The organism is Sphingobacterium micropteri (assembly GCF_014692515.1).
In the GTDB taxonomy this organism is placed as follows: domain Bacteria; phylum Bacteroidota; class Bacteroidia; order Sphingobacteriales; family Sphingobacteriaceae; genus Sphingobacterium; species Sphingobacterium micropteri.
The window spans coordinates 258,624-274,279 of record NZ_JACOIK010000004.1; the positions used below are offsets into that span (position 1 = coordinate 258,624).

Below are 15,656 nucleotides of genomic sequence, written 5' to 3' on the forward strand. Positions count from 1 at the left end.
GGCCTACATCTTGTTTTCGCTCGTGATATTGAAGCGTTAAGTTTAAAATAGTGACAACCCGAATTTAATTGCGGCAAATTCGTCGTTATAAAGCTCTGAAATAAAGAACGATATATTTATTTTCTAAAGAAATCCGTTAACATAGCATCCAATTCGTGAACCTTCTCTTCCAATCCATCCTCCTGTTGTTGTGCGTTACGCTCCGCCTTTATCATTCCGGTAGCATATTGCAATACACACATCGACAATAAGTCTTGTTTATCACGAACTGCATAATTTTCCTGCAATTCCTTTATTTTTTCATTAATTAATTTCGCAGCGTATCTAATTACCTCTTCTTCTTCCGTCGCCACTCTCAGTGGATAAACACGGTCTGCGATATTTATTTTTATGGAAATTTCTCCCATGTTTTTTGAGCTTAAATAACGTAACAGGCTTCTGTTTCTTCTCTTCCCTTTACTTCAACAAGCCTATACATCTGTCTATTTCTCGCACAAAATCGTTAATTTTTTGCTTTGTGTCAAGTATTTTTTCATTTATAGCTTCTTTATCTACCTCGGATTCATCCAATGTTTTCGCAACTGCCAAAGCCTTAACCTTTTCCTCCAGTTGTTGTACTTTATTTGTACTCGTCTGGAATGCTACCTGTAAAGATTGTACTTCTAGTTTTAACAAATCATTTTCTTCCTGTAAGGCATCGCACAACTGAATAAGATTCTTCGTCTTCTCGACGATAACATTCATTTGTGTAGATAGTCCAGCCATATAATCTTTTCTCGCAATTAATCGTTAAACGTATCCATTAGCGCACTATCGCACCAATCTGTTGTTCAAAGTTAAGCATTAATTTTTTAATTATAGCCTCAATTTGTTTGTCATTTAACGTTTTTTCTTCGTCCTGCAGCGTAAAACTTAATGCGTAGGATTTTTTTCCTTCCGGAAGGCCCGAGCCTTTATAAACGTCAAAGATGTTGATCTCTTTTAGTAATTTTCGTTCGGTTTTCGTTGCTATCCGCGTAAGTTCTTCAAATGTCACCGCATCACCTACTAATAACGATAAATCGCGTCGTACGGCGGGGAACTTGGATACCTCTTGATATTTGATTGTATTCTTACGTATTACCTTTATAACAAGATCCCAATCAAATTGAGCGAAATAAACTTTTCCATCTACATCGGCTTTTTTTAGGTTATCCGTCGAAACGCTGCCTAGTGTCACCAATGTCTTCTGTCCTTTCATGTAGTTCAAGCCATAATCAAAATACGGCCCATCGGCTTCCTGTACTTGCAAACCCGGAATATTTAACCGCTTGATAAGCGTATCAACAGCCGCTTTCAAATGATAAAAATTCGTCTTTTTGCTCTTCGAACTCCAATGCTCTTCTATTTGATCGCCGGCTATACACAACGATAGGTTTTGCCGCTCTTGATACCCCTCTTCGGTTTTGAAATACGTTTTACCATACTCAAAATACTTAGCGTTCGGGTTTTTACGCTTCTGATTGTAGGCTACGGTCGTCAACGCCGAGAACAACAGGTTTTGACGCATGGTATCTAAATCCGAGCTCAATGGGTTAACCAAACGAACCGCTGTTTGTTCATCTTCGACAAACGATAGTTTCGTTAGTGAATTGTTCAATATCTCCCGATAACCATTTCCGATCAATAAATCTGCAACTTGGTTTAACACAACTTCCTTATCCGGCTTTTCCGTTGTATTCAACGAAGATTTAATCTGCGGCTTTAGTTCGATATTGTTATAACCGTAGATACGTAATACCTCTTCGATAATATCTACCTCTCGCGTAACGTCCACTTTATAAGCAGGCACACTGACCGTAATTTCTTCACCATTTTCTTCCGAAACCCCAATTCCCAAGGCTTCAATAATTGCTTTAATTTCCGTATCGGGTATTTCCTTACCAATCAATTGACGTACGCGACCATAATGGACGGGGAATATAAATGGTGAAACAGGAGCCGGATAACTATCCGTTATAGAAGAGACTACCTTACCTCCAGCAATCTCCTGAATCATCAAGGCGGCTTTTTGCAATGCATACACGGGCATATTGGGATCTGTACCGCGCTCAAAACGGAAAGAAGAATCTGTTTTTAATCCATGACGTTTCGACGTTTTACGCACCGATACAGCATCAAAGTAAGCCGATTCCAAGAAAATGCTTGTCGTTTTCTCGTTAACCCCTGAATATTCACCTCCAAAAACTCCGGCGATACACATCGGTTTTTCGGCATCTGCAATAACCAGATCTTCTGACGAAAGTTTTCTTTCTACACCATCCAATGTCACAAAAGGCTCATTTTCATCAGCATAACGTACAATTATTTTACTATCTGCAATCTTTGCCGCGTCAAATGCATGCAGAGGTTGCCCTAAGTCATGCAATATATAATTCGTAATGTCCACGATATTATTGATCGGGCGCACACCGATTACATTCAATTTTTCCTTCAGCCAATCAGGCGACTCTCCTACGGTGATACCGGAAATAGTCACGCCGGCATAGCGAGGGGCTGCCGTCGATGCTTTTACTTCTACCTGTACACCTGCGTCCTTCCCTTCTTGAAAAGTAGAAACATCATTTACCGTATAAGGTTGACGGAAATACGCGGCTAAATCACGTGCTACGCCTAAATGAGACGCAGCGTCTGCTCGGTTCGGTGTTAACCCGATTTCATATCGGAAATCGTCTTGTATGTTATAATAATCTTTTACCCGAGAGCCTACGACCGCATCAGCGTTCAGCTCTACAATGCCCGCATGTGAAGTTCCTAAACCTATCTCATCCTCACCGCATAACATTCCTTCCGAAACTTCTCCCCTAATCTTCGATTTTGTAATTTTAAAAGGCTCACCATTCGTGGGATGGCAATACGTTCCCACCGTGGCTACAATCACTTTTAGTCCTTCCCGCACATTTGGTGCTCCACACACAACATGCAATAGCTCCGGTCCACCGACATCTACTGTTGTGATTCTCAATTTATCCGCATTGGGATGCTGTCCGCATGTCTTCACCTCTCCTACAACCAGACCTTCTAAACCACCTGGAATGCTCTGCACCGTTTCTAATAACTCCACTTCCAGTCCGATATCCGTCAAAATCAAGGATAACTCTTCCGGTGTTTTTTCTATGTTTATATAGTTCTTCAGCCAATTATAGGAAATATTCATCTCTTGGAATCTTAATTTTAGGCACAAAGATAGTTTTTTTGGCGTGTTCGGTAAAACGTTTTCTGTTGATGACGCTGAAAACAGTCTTTTTTTTGGCGAAAATATGGACGTATATAGCCTAAATTTCAGCTCATTTTTAGTTCAAAATCGGCATCTACAGTTCTTGAACCGCCTTTTTACACTAAAAAAATCAGGAAACAGTAAGAGCTAGAACGCATACGTGTTATACTAAAACACATACATGATAAGCTAGAACACATACGTGATGAACCAAAACAACTACATGATAAGCTAGCACACACACGTGATGAACCAAAACAACTACATGATAAGCCAGAATACATACATGATGAACCAAAACAACTACATGATAAGCCAGAATACATACGTGATGAACCAAAACACCTACATGGTAAGTTAGAATCCATACCTGATGAACCAAAACACCTACATGATAAGCTAGAACACATACCTGATGAACCAAAACACCTACATGGTAAGTTAGAATACATACCTGATGAACCAAAACACCTACATGGTAAGTTAGAATACATACCTGATGAACCAAAACACATACATGGTAAGATAGAACACATACATGATGCGCTAAAAACCAATTATTTATTACACAAAAGAGAGCACTCGTTATTGTCGTCTACGGATCATTTTCCGTTCATCACTAGGAGAAAGCCGAAACAATTCTTTGTATCGAGTAGCAAAGTGCCGGGCACTGGAAAAATATAATCTATCGGCAATCTTTTCTATAGTGAGGTTCGGTTTTCTACGCAACAACTCCCGACCTTTGTGCAAACGGAGCACACGAATATATCCGTGAAGTTTAATGCCGCCCCCTTCAAATGCACGGCTCAGGCTTCTTGTCGAGCAGCCAAGCGCAGTAGCAATACGGTTGCGATCCAGATCGGGCTCCATATAATGCGCTAGTATATACGTGCACGCCCGATGCAAAAGGAGTTCCTGTTTTTTTTCCGACATAGGAATCCAAGATAAGGATTTTCTGCTTCTTCGTTTTTACAGTAATACCTAATTCTTTTAACAACGCTTTAATCAAAGGGGCTTTTTCTTCCTGAACTCTAATTTCTCATGTTTGCATAATCATAGGCTTAACTTAACCTTATACAAAGATAGCCTTTTACCAATACGTTCCCGATAAAAACGTTAGTCGTATAAACGATATTACACTTTTATTGTTGAGATGAAGCAGATCATCTAATTGCTTAATTTCCGTATCATCGACTAAGACCACAAACAGTCCGTCCTGAAATGCCAAAAACGCGTTTTCAAGTGCTTCATCCACATAAGCCGGTGTTTTGTTTTCGATATCACCAAACCCGATCTTTCCACTTTCGGACTGCTTCTGTATTTCGCTGGGCGTGAGAAAGGAAATCAACTGACTTTCCACACGCTCTTTGTTATAACGCTGAACCTCCTGCTTTACACACTCCTCTATTAATGCACGCAAGGTATCCGGTTTTTTAGAGACATGAAAGGGGACGGTTAGGATTTTCTTTTTTCCCAAACGTTTTAATTGCAAAACAACTTGTTCCATGTGCTGCTATTTGTTGATTTGTGCCAAAATGGTCGGATCCTTGATTTTATCGTCCTGTGCTAACAACCGCATTTTCGAAATGATTTCGGCTGATTTAGGATCATCATCCACAAACGGAAGGAACATCCGACCGCGATGTTGGCTATGCACCGGAATAATCGATAGCTGCAATCCATTTTTGCTAACCATACCACTTCCCAGATGTATACTATAGCTGCCCAACTTGCCTTTAACCAATATATGTCTTTCTTTGATCTCCACATTATCCAGCTTGAACAGACGGGCGCTTTCTTTTGCCAACGCTGCGCGCATCTGCATCGAACTGTGGCTCGCTTCGGGATCTACTTCACCCACATGGGCTACACTAACCACTAGGTCCACATCCCGCATCGTTTCGCTAAAAATAACAGGATCGATATCTGTCAGTGGGACTACCTTGCCATCCTTTAACGAATAAAAACAGACGTACTCCAACGAGGGAGCCTCAACGTCAGATGGTGAGAACCAATCCGCCATGGCAAATAATGTCGCCAGGTAACCTTCCTTATGATACACTTTTTGCAAGCCCTCATCGTAGTTCACCGTCCAGCCTCTCCCTCTCAGCAGGGCAACGGTCTTATTCGGCTGAATTTGATGGCCTTGATAACGTTCCGATCGGTTACGATGTTCCTGTTCATCCGCGGTTAATACATATAATTCCCTAAATATCTGCTTAAATGGCTGTTGAATTTGTTTATCAAAGATATATCGTTGATACAGATCCCACTGAACGGCTTCGTACAAATGCGCCGGGTGAGCAATCACAAAACGTCGTTCGGAATGAAGAGACTGCAATTTACCGTCTGCCCCCAATAACTGACCATCTTTCCAAAATCCCGAAATTCCTGCACGTCCATCTATCAGCACCAGTTTGCCCAACATAGCATGAACAACCGGATGGGCCATGATTTTAGCCAACTCATCCACGCTAAACTCATCTCGGCGCAACATGGCATTTTCCAAAGATTGACGTGTACGCGCATATTGTTTGCGTAGGTAGTTCTTACCCTCTTTAAGTTGCTCTACACGTTTATCTTTTTTGATCTTGTCCGGAATAGTTTTTAGAACCTTACCATTCTTATTGACCACGATATCCGCTTTTCCCATTTCATCCATAACCAGCTCCAGCATCGTGTCTCCAATCTCCACGCTTGCATTTTCCATAATTTGTTGCGTGGCTTTTCCTTCCATTGCCCACGAGAAGCGGACACTATCGTCAAATCCCGCATTCCGGGCGAGGTTATCCAATCCAATCTCGACTGCCCGTTTCTCACTTTCCTGACGCTGCGCACCAAATTGTTTGCTTTCCTGTAAGAACGTTTGCAGGAGATTATACCGCTTGAGCAAGTCGGCTTCGGGGTTAGCTTTACTAATCGGAATCAGACCAAGCGCCATCACATAGTCCTTATCTCTTTTTTCTGTGATTTTCTTTAATGTTTCCGTAATCTTGGTTTCTCCCAATAGCACAGATGAATAGAGCTTCACCCGGCGGTAGCCCATACCATCCGAAAGATATTTCGCCGCTTCGTGCACCAGCTTCCAGTTCGCTTTACCTAGATTACCGTATACTCGTTGGAACCATTCAATATCGATAGCGCCCTTTTGAAAATCATCTTTGGGCACATTAGAATACCTCGAAATAACAGTTTCCTTTTCGGCATTCATATAATCCGTCGTATGGGCTAAAAACCACCAAACAGCCTCTTGTAGCTTGTTGATTTTTAAATAATCGCCTAACCACTCCGCCCATTGGGTAGCGTAGCAGGATACTTCTACCAAGCGCTTTTTGTCAAACTTATTCTCCTGGAGGGTTTCGGCAAAAGTATCATAGGTATCCCCATCGGCAAGTGTACTGCGTTTCAGTATCTGACTGAACGTATATTTTTTGCTGACGTTGATACCATAGGAATATCCTCGATCAAACTTATCCTTTCCCATACGTTGCAATACCTCAAAAAAGAAGCGTGCTCCTTCTACGGTAGCAAAATTTGATATATAACGGGAAGCCTCCGTAGGTAAGTCTCCCCTTTCCAATTCGATCTGTAGCAGGTTGTTTTTCAACTTTTCTGTTATCCGCGGAATACTGATATGCTCAAATCGCTTGGTATGGTAATTCTGTCCGCCGTCCAGAAAGTAGAACAAATCATTGTCTAACAAGCCGAGAAACAACAGGTCGTCCTTATTGAGCTTACCTTGATTGAATAGAGAAAGCGTTAGTTCGGTATACGGTGTCATGAACTTGGTGGAAGTTTCCGGCGCCAGTACTTTCGGTAAATGTGGGATACATTCTTTGATATGTTGAATATCCGCATTTTTTGACAACTCATTTGCCAATACAAAGTATTGCAATTTCCAAAGACGGAATTGCTGTTCTTCATCTAAAAATTCCAAATCCGGTTCATAGATACTATACGCCAGATTTAATACGAAGCTATACCAATATACGTCGTTCGAATAATAATAGCTCGACTGTTTGAAAGGTTTATTTTTTAACTCTTTCGGAAAATGGAAAAACAAATCTTCCAAGACATCCAGTTTATAGCTTGTCCACATTTTCTTGTCCGCGTATACATCCGCAAGACAGGTCAATATGCGCGATATTTTTTCTGTACGGCTCTGGTAATAATAAGGTTCGTCTCCAAAGTTTATGCTTTTAAAGTCTGGTAGATACTGTGCTTTGAAATCGCGCAAGCCCTCGTAGTCCAGATGATTATAATAGTGATCATAACAGTATTGGATAACCGAGTAAATTTCAAAGTCATTCAACCCGGCGTCATGATACCATTGTTTCCAAACTTCTGCCAACGGCAAATTATCTAAATGTGCTTCCGCTTCAGCTTCGCGCTCAAGCAAACGTAACGGACGTAAATTATTGACCAAGATGGACGTTGCTGTTTCGCTCCTATATCCCTCATGCTGATATTCATAGTCCTTATGTTTATCGAACAGCTCAAATAATTTATTCACTGCCTCAACGGTCTTTCTGGTATCGATGAGTTCTTCAAATAGGAACGCAGATTTATTTCCCGTTAAGCGTTTGAGTATATTTTTCTTCTTTCTTTTGAATTTTTCCTCGGGCAATTTGAAGTTCGTTAACTGATTGTAGTCTATCGCTCCGAATCCGTTCTCGAAACCATACGCAGTGGTCTTATCAGAAAACTTCTCCACAAATATCCGCTCGTTCTTCGTCAGCTGACGGGTTTTGTACGTTTCGATTTGCGTATGTACAAAATCGGACACACGTTCTGATTCATGCAACAGCACTAATATTTCTAAGGCTGCCAATCGCTGGTCGATATTTCCCGAGTGGATCAACCTTTCAACACTTTCCTTTACCCTTTCATCTGCCTGATCTGCTAAAAGTCCGATAGCTGTACTCCGGAGGTCCTTACCTTTCCGGCTAAGCACATTTTCCAACACATCGATATCTTCCGGGTATAAGGTGACGGATCTCAATACCGTCATCCCGGTAGCGGCAACACTCGCGTTCCGATCCGTAAACGCTTGCCGTGCTACCTGTCTTTGCCAGGCATCCTTTTCCAGATCGAACGTCTTTGCACTCTTGTTATTACCCGTTCGGCTAGACCAACTGTACGTATAATGGTCCGGAAATACCTTCCGCATCAACTGCTCCCTGGAATTAGAGGGAATAGTGTGTAGCTCTTTAGACAATGCTATTACTTGCGCAGGGTTCGCATTTTTTATCAATATATCGAAGAAATATTCCGGTTTGATGACATAACTCTTCCATGAAAAACCACGCCCTTCAAAAGTTTTGCCCGCTGATGGCAACTGTTGTGCTATCGCGAATATTTTTTGAAACAGGCTTTCGCTCAGATCAAATGCAGGGAAATTCACGGTCATCCAATAATCCAATTCAATATCTTTACCCAAGTTTTTCTCTGCATAAGGAACAAGATCATGTCGTGTTCTTTGGGTCTCGCAAACAAAGAACAGCGCAATAAGTTTCTTTATATGTTCTGTGTTTTCATCAAAAACAAGCTGGAAAGCCAATAAATTTGCTGCATCTACTTCCTCAATCCCTTTTGCCCACAATGCGATATACACCTCCATATTGTCCTGGCTTTTGAGACCTTGTTCTATTTCACCGGGATTATTCAGATATTTGTCAGCCAATTCCAAAACCCTTCGAATAGTGCTAGCTTTGGGAGCATCCCAAGAAAACCCAAACCAAGTATCCACCGCTCTGACGACACTACTGAACCGCACCAGGTTATGTTCCAGTATAACGTTGATAAACCGCTTTAACGCTTTCACCGAAGTGAAATCCAGTGCTTCCAAAATAGTTTGTCGCAGTCCCTCCTGCTGTTGGGCTGCCAACAGCAGCTTTTCGACCAACTCGTGGTTGACGCTATCTTCCGAGATAAGCAGTGCTTTAATCAACTCGCCCGAAACGCCTCCAATCTCATGTTCGCCTAAAAAGATTTCCTCCAATAACGGATAATATATAGTTTGATCTTTTGCCAAAACCGTAGCTAAAAACAGCGACAATCCACCGTGGTTAGAATAAACGGCATATTGTATTTGATCGGTAATCGACATGGAGTTGAACCCATTTCCACCACCGTAATATAGGTTGACCAACTGTTGGATTTTAGTCGTGATATAACCATTTTTAGGATCTATCCGGAACGGACGGCGGTAATAACCGTTTTGATAAGGCAACTGATCCATCAGTGTCCAAATGTCAGCAACCAAAGGGGCGATAACCGAACCGAAAAGTATCTCGGCAAGCTTCTTCCCCTCGTCACTTGTCCACGGATTACCTGCCGTATGCTCCTGCAGTTGCCGATAATAATCTTCCCAGGCGATCTCTCCGTGTGAATGATTTTGGTACTGGTTGCTGAGGAGTAAACCCAATGTTTGATACAGGTTGCTGAAGTCTTTGAAACTCTCCTCGGTGCATTCAATCCTTTGATGCTTCTGGATATAAGATATCGCTTTTTCTTTAGTAATCATACGGTATTATCTAACGCTTACATTTTCATCTTTGGGTGAAGAATTACGTAGCAATATAGTAAAATCAAATTTAATCCTTACTTTTAGGCTCTTTTTTAGAGGTAGAGAAATAATGAGTATAAGCAACAACAATCAGCAGGAGAGTTTATTGGGGGACCTCGAAAAAACCATCACCATCAACCAATTGATGCGTACGCCTTTTTCAGCGCGCGATGCGCAGTGGCGCGATCAATTTCTGAATCATATCGATGGTGCAAATCTTGAGCTTGGTGAGCCAGAAGTGGCTATTAATAAAGATGGCTTCCCCTATATTCAACTTCAAACGGTAACCACCGGTAAGAGTTTTCAGGCTTTCGTTATTAAAAACCAACTGGACATCATATTAGAACAAGGCTTTGGCATTGCAATCAATGCGCATTTGGAGCGACCGGATTGGATTTTTTCATACGGCGATTTAGTAAACCTTAAATTAAATGGCTCTTTTTACACCGACAACAGCGTTTTTTCCAATCCGGAAGACTACATGGGTATCGATAAAGACGAGGAAATTTTAGTGGGGCAACCTTCTGAAGAGATTTTCCCCAATTTTCTCCGAAGACACATTCGCGAGTTTTTACATTATTCCGGGGTCAAAAACCCGAAAATCATGTTAATTGCCCGCAATTATACGGACGAAGAGCGCGCGTCACAGGATTTAGTGTTCAACATCATGCCGATACAGTTTCCGTCGGAAAAAGATTTCACAACGATCATGAATACCATACGATGGTTTTTACCCAAACATTACTCCTTTTTTGGCGTAGATGAGCTTGCTATCGAAAATGGATTTCAACCCCTTTAACAAAAAAACGCAGATGTATTTTAACGTACGTGTTTACGGCTTATTGACTACAGATACCAAGGAAATTTTAATTAGTGACGAAAAAGCGCTTAATGTTTCCTTCACTAAATTTCCGGGGGGCGGACTTGAATATGGCGAGGGATTAATCGATGCGCTAAAACGGGAGTTCATGGAAGAATGCCAATTAGAAATAGATATCGTTCGTCATATATACACGACGGATTTCTACGAAAAGTCCAGCTTTAATGACAGCCAGATTATTTCTATCTATTATCAAGTACAAGCAAAAAGTCCTATTTTATTTGATATCAAAACAAGTCCGTTTGATTTCTCCAAAGAAAAACAACAGGAAAAAATGGAAGTATTTCGGTTTATGCCAGTTGATAGTCTACGGGAGGCAGATCTCACATTCAAAACAGACAAGATGGCATGGCATCAATTCAGAGAATTGATTTTGTAGAGACGCAATTAGCCGACCCCCTGGCGGGTTCATAAAAGATAATCGCGTCTATCTACTTTATCTTAAAAAATACGCCAGTGCGATAACGACGACAATACCGACAATAATAATAATCAGATTTCGCTTACTATCCGTCTCCGATTCCGCACTTTTAAATTTATAGTCTCTTTTGAATTTATCCATATCCATAACAGCCTCCTTTTTCTACAATGATGATATTGAACGTAAATTTACATAAAAAATTATTTATTCGTGATGATAGGGCTCGCCTCGCAGGATAGTAAATGCCCGATAAAGCTGTTCTACAAAAAACAGACGAACCATTTGATGGGAAAATGTCATTTTCGACAACGATAATTGTTGATTTGCCCGATGATATAGGTCTTCCGAAAAACCATAAGGCCCGCCAATAATAAACACGATATGCTGAACCGAACCAATCATTTTTTGTTCCACAAATTTCGCAAACTCCACAGAACTGAAGGTTTTTCCACGTTCATCTAAGAGTACCACAAAATCTCCATTGTTCAATTGTTTTAAGATAAGCTCCCCTTCTTTAGCCCTTTGTTGCTCTTGCGTGAGGTGTTTAGCATTTTTAATGTCGGGAATAACGGAAATATCAAAATGAATGTAATGTTTTAGCCGCTTCACGTAGTTTTCTATACCTGTTTTGACAAAATTCTCATCCGTTTTTCCGATACACAATAACGTTATTTTCATTTTTTAGCTTTTTTAAAAAGAGTTATAAAGTTAGCGTAGGTTATAAAGTTAGAACTCTACTCACTTTTTAACTATTTAACTTTCTCACTTTATAAAATAAAAAAGCCTGGGAATAATCTGGCGATTTCCCAAGCTTTAAAAATATGATCCCGTAAACGGGATAATCAACCTAAACCTGTCACAAAGGTATAATATAATTATTATACCTCCCAAATTTTCTGCTTCTTTTTTTCCGAGAAAGAAGAATCTTGTCGCTGAGGAGGCCAAGTTTCTACAACATCCCATATAAAAAAGTTACCTTTGCAAAAAGACGAAGATTATGTTTACCGGCATTATTGAAACTGTAGGAACAGTTACCAAGATCGAAAAAGAATTAGGGAATCTGCACTTTTTTGTACAATCCCATATTTCTAATGAACTGAAGATTGACCAAAGCGTGTCTCATAATGGTGTATGCTTAACGGTTGTAGGAATCGAAGAGGACGTTCACAAAGTAACAGCGATACAGGAAACATTGCTGAAATCCAATTTAAGTGCGTTAAAAATTGGTGATTTGGTTAATCTAGAGCGTTGTACGCCCGCTAATGGTCGATTCGACGGTCACATTGTGCAGGGACATGTAGATCAAACAGCACGATGTATTGCAAAGGAAGAACAACACGGTAGCTGGCTTTTCACCTTTACCTATGAACCTCAAGAACAAAACATCACGGTGGAAAAAGGCTCCATTACGGTAAACGGAATTAGTCTGACTGTGGTCAATTCATTAATCAATCAATTTTCTGTAGCTATTATTCCATACACAATTGAACATACCAACCTGCAACAGGTTAACGTGGGTGACACCGTTAATCTGGAATTTGATATTATAGGAAAGTATGTAGCGAAAATATTAAGAGGTTAGAGAGTTAAATGTTAGAGAGTTAGAAAAGTCTAACTTCTTAACCCCTTAACTTCCTATTCCAAATAATGCCCTTGCCGAACTAATAAGGCCCTATATTTGTTGAATACGCTGGATTTTGAAATAAATCCCAGATAGCGATCATTTTCGTCCACAACGGGCAATATCCATACATCGTCTTTATTCATCTTCGTCATCACGATTTCCATATTCTCCTTGTCGCGTACCACGTCGTTTGGCTTTTGAGCCAATTGGTCGAAAGTTTTATCAACTCCTTCTTCTTCTCCCAATAGAATAGAAAAAAGCCGTTCGCTGTAAATAGTCCCGACCAGCTTTCCTTCGCCGTCTACGATAGGGAATATATTCCGTTTTGAATGAATAATATCCGATTTCTTATCTAATGGCGTTTCTTGCGGTCGCAATATGATAAAATTTGTCTCCAACACGTACCGAAGCTTCATCATACTCAGTACCGTTCGATCCTTATCTTCATAAGAAAGCAAATCGCCCGAGTCAGCCAGTACTTTCGTATAAACAGAATGTTTAAGTATCGAACGGTTGATAAGGTAGGATATCGACACCACCAACATCAACGGCACCATGAGTGTGTATCCTCCGGTAATTTCTGCTATCAGAAACAAACCTGTCAACGGTGCATGCATAATGCCTGCCAATGCCCCTGCCATACCTGCCACCACAAAATTAGGCACATTGAGCATCACAATACCAGTCTGATTAATACCATAGGCAAAAGCGAACCCCAGAAGCCCCCCCATTACCAAACTCGGACCGAATATCCCACCGTTTCCACCTCCATTCAATGTGAAAAGGGAAGCAAAAGATTTTGCAAATAGTGTCAATACGGTATAACATACAATTACCCCCCCCATGTGTCTATAATCTGCAAAAAGGCTGTTCTTTACGATAGCATCAAATTGCCCATCTAACATTTGTTGAATGGTAAGGTACCCTTCTCCATATAACGCTGGAAAAATAAAAATCATCAATCCCAGTGATACACCACTAAACCACACTTTGTTATAAGGATTACGGATTTTCGAAAACCAGGACTTTACCGTTGTGCTTACTTTTGCAAAATAAACGGTATACAACCCAACAACGACCGCCAATAATATATAGAAAATAAGTGCTCCTATCTCCCATTCGGTACTCGCTGTATGAAAAAGAGGTTCGCTGTATAGCCACCGAGAAACGACGGACGCCAATGCCGCAGAAATCAACAACGGAATAAACACAGGTATAGAAAACTCGGGCAATAAAATCTCAATGGCAAAAATCATCCCGGCTATAGGACTATTAAATGCTCCTGCTATTCCAGCCGCAGCACCGCAGGCCAACAACATCGTAACTTCCTTGTATTGCAGCCCGAAGAAACGGCCGGTATTGGAACCAATAGCGGAACCGCTGTATGCGATTGGTGCTTCCAAGCCACACGATCCACCGAAACCTACAGTGATCGCACTTGTCACAATTTGGGAATAAACATTATGGGGTTCTATACGGCTGGATTTTCTTGATATGGCATAAATAATCGGTGTGATGCCGTGTTCCATTTTTTTATTTTTGAGAAACTTGCGGACATACAGCACACTCAGCAAAATACCAAGAAGCGGAAGGATCAGATAAAAAGAATACTTATAATGCCACTCAATATCATTCTGTAACGTAGCTGCAATAAAATGTGTCAAACCCTTCAATAGGGCCGCGGCCAGCCCTCCTATAATTCCGACGATAAAAGCGAGTATGATCAAAAAATTTCGATTTGAAATCTTCTGCATCCGCCACCGGTTTAATTCATCTAATTTCTTCCTAATGTTTATCTTCATATCGATATGGCCTCCTCTAGAGGTCAAAACCCATTACTTCTCTTTTCTTTTTTGTTTTAAAACGCTCAGGTATAACCTCTAAAATTTCATTTTTCAAGGCATTCACCGCCTGCTTTCGTACAAAGTTGGATGTCGTTACCAAACTGATCTCCCGAACGGGCTCCGGTGCCTTAAAATACCTAACGTGATTAAGCTGGTCCTCATCATAGCCCAACACACTCATTTCGGGTAGGATAGTAACGCCTCCATTGATATCCACCATCCGCTTCAGTGTTTCCACACTACCGGTATTATATTCAAATGTCCCATTCGCGGCTTGATTATGCTTATAATGACAAATATTAAGCACTTGTCCGCGCATACAATGCCCTTCATTAAGAAGCCACAACTTTTCATTAGCGATTTCATCGGCCGTTGCAACTTTCTTTTCAAACAACGGACTCTTTTCCGAAACATAGGCTACAAAAGTCTCGTAATATAGCGGTGTTTCTTCAATACCTGTCTCTTGCAAAGGAGTAGAAACAATCCCACAATCCAAACGTCCCGTTTTAAGATCCTGAATGATTCGTTCGGTCGTATGTTCCCAAATTTGTAATTGCAATTGAGGATATCGTTGCAATATACTGGTTAGCACGTCAGGAAGCAGATAAGGTGCCACCGTTGGAATAACCCCTAGCTTCAATTCACCAGAAATCACCCCTCTTTCCGTTTGCAATAGCTCTTCTATTTTTTTACTCTCATTTAGCACCAAACGCGCCTGTCGGATGATCTTCTCTCCTATTTCAGTAGGTATAACAGGCTGCCGACTCCGATCAAATATTTTCGCTCCTAACGATTCTTCCAATTTCTGAATCTGCATACTTAATGTAGGCTGTGTTACAAAGCAGTGCTCCGCTGCGGAAACAAAACTACGATAAGTATCTACAGCTATAACATATTCCAATTGCACAAGTGTCATCCCATCAATTTTAATTATGCAAAGGTAGTCATTTCGAGAGCGAAATCCGACAATGAACAGTCTTTTTCAAAAAATGTTAGCGGGGTCTTGTTCGGGAATCTCCTATGCTGTAGAACCCTAATTGGAAATGTTTGTTAACTTTGCAGA

Annotated in this window: 13 protein-coding genes; 3 read left to right on the plus strand and 10 right to left on the minus strand. The window is 40.9% G+C overall.

What is annotated here, in order from left to right; translation table 11 throughout:
- Window positions 1-116: 116 nt before the first annotated feature.
- From H8B06_RS07110 to H8B06_RS07135, 6 genes are all read right to left on the minus strand, one after another.
- Window positions 117-407, minus strand: coding sequence for a cell division protein ZapA (locus H8B06_RS07110; RefSeq protein WP_130140564.1), 291 nt, complete (start codon window positions 405-407; stop codon window positions 117-119).
- Between the two features lie 49 nt (window positions 408-456).
- Entirely contained in the window at window positions 457-765 is a 309-nt protein-coding gene (locus H8B06_RS07115; protein ID WP_190993597.1) for a hypothetical protein, read from the minus strand.
- 37 nt (window positions 766-802) lie between these two features.
- Window positions 803-3,196, minus strand: coding sequence for a phenylalanine--tRNA ligase subunit beta (gene pheT / locus H8B06_RS07120; RefSeq protein ID WP_190993598.1), 2,394 nt, complete (start codon window positions 3,194-3,196; stop codon window positions 803-805).
- Window positions 3,197-3,841: 645 nt separating this feature from the next.
- Entirely contained in the window at window positions 3,842-4,189 is a 348-nt protein-coding gene (locus tag H8B06_RS07125) for a helix-turn-helix domain-containing protein (protein ID WP_190993599.1), read from the minus strand.
- Between the two features lie 157 nt (window positions 4,190-4,346).
- The gene (locus H8B06_RS07130; protein WP_190993600.1) at window positions 4,347-4,763 is read right to left on the minus strand and encodes a hypothetical protein; all 417 of its coding nucleotides are present in this window, start codon (window positions 4,761-4,763) and stop codon (window positions 4,347-4,349) included.
- A 6-nt stretch (window positions 4,764-4,769) separates the two neighbouring features.
- The gene (locus H8B06_RS07135; protein WP_190993601.1) at window positions 4,770-9,782 is read right to left on the minus strand and encodes a DUF4132 domain-containing protein; all 5,013 of its coding nucleotides are present in this window, start codon (window positions 9,780-9,782) and stop codon (window positions 4,770-4,772) included.
- Window positions 9,783-9,894: 112 nt separating this feature from the next.
- On the opposite strand from H8B06_RS07135, the gene H8B06_RS07140 reads away from it, so the two are divergent.
- A complete protein-coding gene (locus tag H8B06_RS07140) occupies window positions 9,895-10,623 on the plus strand; it encodes a hypothetical protein (RefSeq protein ID WP_190993602.1) in 729 nt (242 codons plus the stop codon).
- Between the two features lie 13 nt (window positions 10,624-10,636).
- Window positions 10,637-11,083 (plus strand): NUDIX domain-containing protein, encoded by a 447-nt coding sequence (locus tag H8B06_RS07145; protein WP_190993603.1) that lies wholly within the window; start codon window positions 10,637-10,639, stop codon window positions 11,081-11,083.
- A 57-nt stretch (window positions 11,084-11,140) separates the two neighbouring features.
- On the opposite strand, the gene H8B06_RS20800 is transcribed toward H8B06_RS07145, so the two are convergent.
- Entirely contained in the window at window positions 11,141-11,272 is a 132-nt protein-coding gene (locus H8B06_RS20800; RefSeq protein WP_262708726.1) for a hypothetical protein, read from the minus strand.
- A 57-nt stretch (window positions 11,273-11,329) separates the two neighbouring features.
- Window positions 11,330-11,803, minus strand: coding sequence for a 23S rRNA (pseudouridine(1915)-N(3))-methyltransferase RlmH (gene rlmH / locus H8B06_RS07150; protein ID WP_190993604.1), 474 nt, complete (start codon window positions 11,801-11,803; stop codon window positions 11,330-11,332).
- 319 nt (window positions 11,804-12,122) lie between these two features.
- Between rlmH and H8B06_RS07155 the strand changes: the two genes are divergently transcribed.
- A complete protein-coding gene (locus H8B06_RS07155) occupies window positions 12,123-12,707 on the plus strand; it encodes a riboflavin synthase (protein ID WP_190993605.1) in 585 nt (194 codons plus the stop codon).
- A gap of 53 nt (window positions 12,708-12,760) precedes the next feature.
- Here H8B06_RS07155 and H8B06_RS07160 read toward each other — a convergent pair whose 3' ends face one another.
- Together H8B06_RS07160 and H8B06_RS07165 are read right to left on the minus strand one after the other, a co-directional pair.
- Window positions 12,761-14,503, minus strand: a complete 1,743-nt coding sequence (locus H8B06_RS07160; protein WP_223857517.1) for a chloride channel protein — start codon at window positions 14,501-14,503, stop codon at window positions 12,761-12,763.
- A 64-nt stretch (window positions 14,504-14,567) separates the two neighbouring features.
- Window positions 14,568-15,509: a hydrogen peroxide-inducible genes activator gene (locus tag H8B06_RS07165; protein WP_190993607.1), complete on the minus strand. Its 942-nt coding sequence runs from the start codon at window positions 15,507-15,509 to the stop codon at window positions 14,568-14,570.
- Window positions 15,510-15,656: the final 147 nt, after the last annotated feature.

What these genes read in the sequence shown, in the direction of transcription:
- H8B06_RS07110 (WP_130140564.1), bottom strand. Translation starts at nt 407, where the DNA reads ATGGGAGAAATTTCCATAAAAATAAATATCGCAGACCGTGTTTATCCA.
- H8B06_RS07115 (WP_190993597.1), bottom strand. Translation starts at nt 765, where the DNA reads ATGGCTGGACTATCTACACAAATGAATGTTATCGTCGAGAAGACGAAG.
- H8B06_RS07155 (WP_190993605.1), top strand. Translation starts at nt 12,123, where the DNA reads ATGTTTACCGGCATTATTGAAACTGTAGGAACAGTTACCAAGATCGAA.
- H8B06_RS07160 (WP_223857517.1), bottom strand. Translation starts at nt 14,503, where the DNA reads ATGCAGAAGATTTCAAATCGAAATTTTTTGATCATACTCGCTTTTATC.
- H8B06_RS07125 (WP_190993599.1), bottom strand. Translation starts at nt 4,189, where the DNA reads ATGTCGGAAAAAAAACAGGAACTCCTTTTGCATCGGGCGTGCACGTAT.
- H8B06_RS07165 (WP_190993607.1), bottom strand. Translation starts at nt 15,509, where the DNA reads ATGACACTTGTGCAATTGGAATATGTTATAGCTGTAGATACTTATCGT.
- H8B06_RS07130 (WP_190993600.1), bottom strand. Translation starts at nt 4,763, where the DNA reads ATGGAACAAGTTGTTTTGCAATTAAAACGTTTGGGAAAAAAGAAAATC.
- pheT (WP_190993598.1), bottom strand. Translation starts at nt 3,196, where the DNA reads ATGAATATTTCCTATAATTGGCTGAAGAACTATATAAACATAGAAAAA.
- H8B06_RS20800 (WP_262708726.1), bottom strand. Translation starts at nt 11,272, where the DNA reads ATGGATATGGATAAATTCAAAAGAGACTATAAATTTAAAAGTGCGGAA.
- rlmH (WP_190993604.1), bottom strand. Translation starts at nt 11,803, where the DNA reads ATGAAAATAACGTTATTGTGTATCGGAAAAACGGATGAGAATTTTGTC.
- H8B06_RS07135 (WP_190993601.1), bottom strand. Translation starts at nt 9,782, where the DNA reads ATGATTACTAAAGAAAAAGCGATATCTTATATCCAGAAGCATCAAAGG.
- H8B06_RS07140 (WP_190993602.1), top strand. Translation starts at nt 9,895, where the DNA reads ATGAGTATAAGCAACAACAATCAGCAGGAGAGTTTATTGGGGGACCTC.
- H8B06_RS07145 (WP_190993603.1), top strand. Translation starts at nt 10,637, where the DNA reads ATGTATTTTAACGTACGTGTTTACGGCTTATTGACTACAGATACCAAG.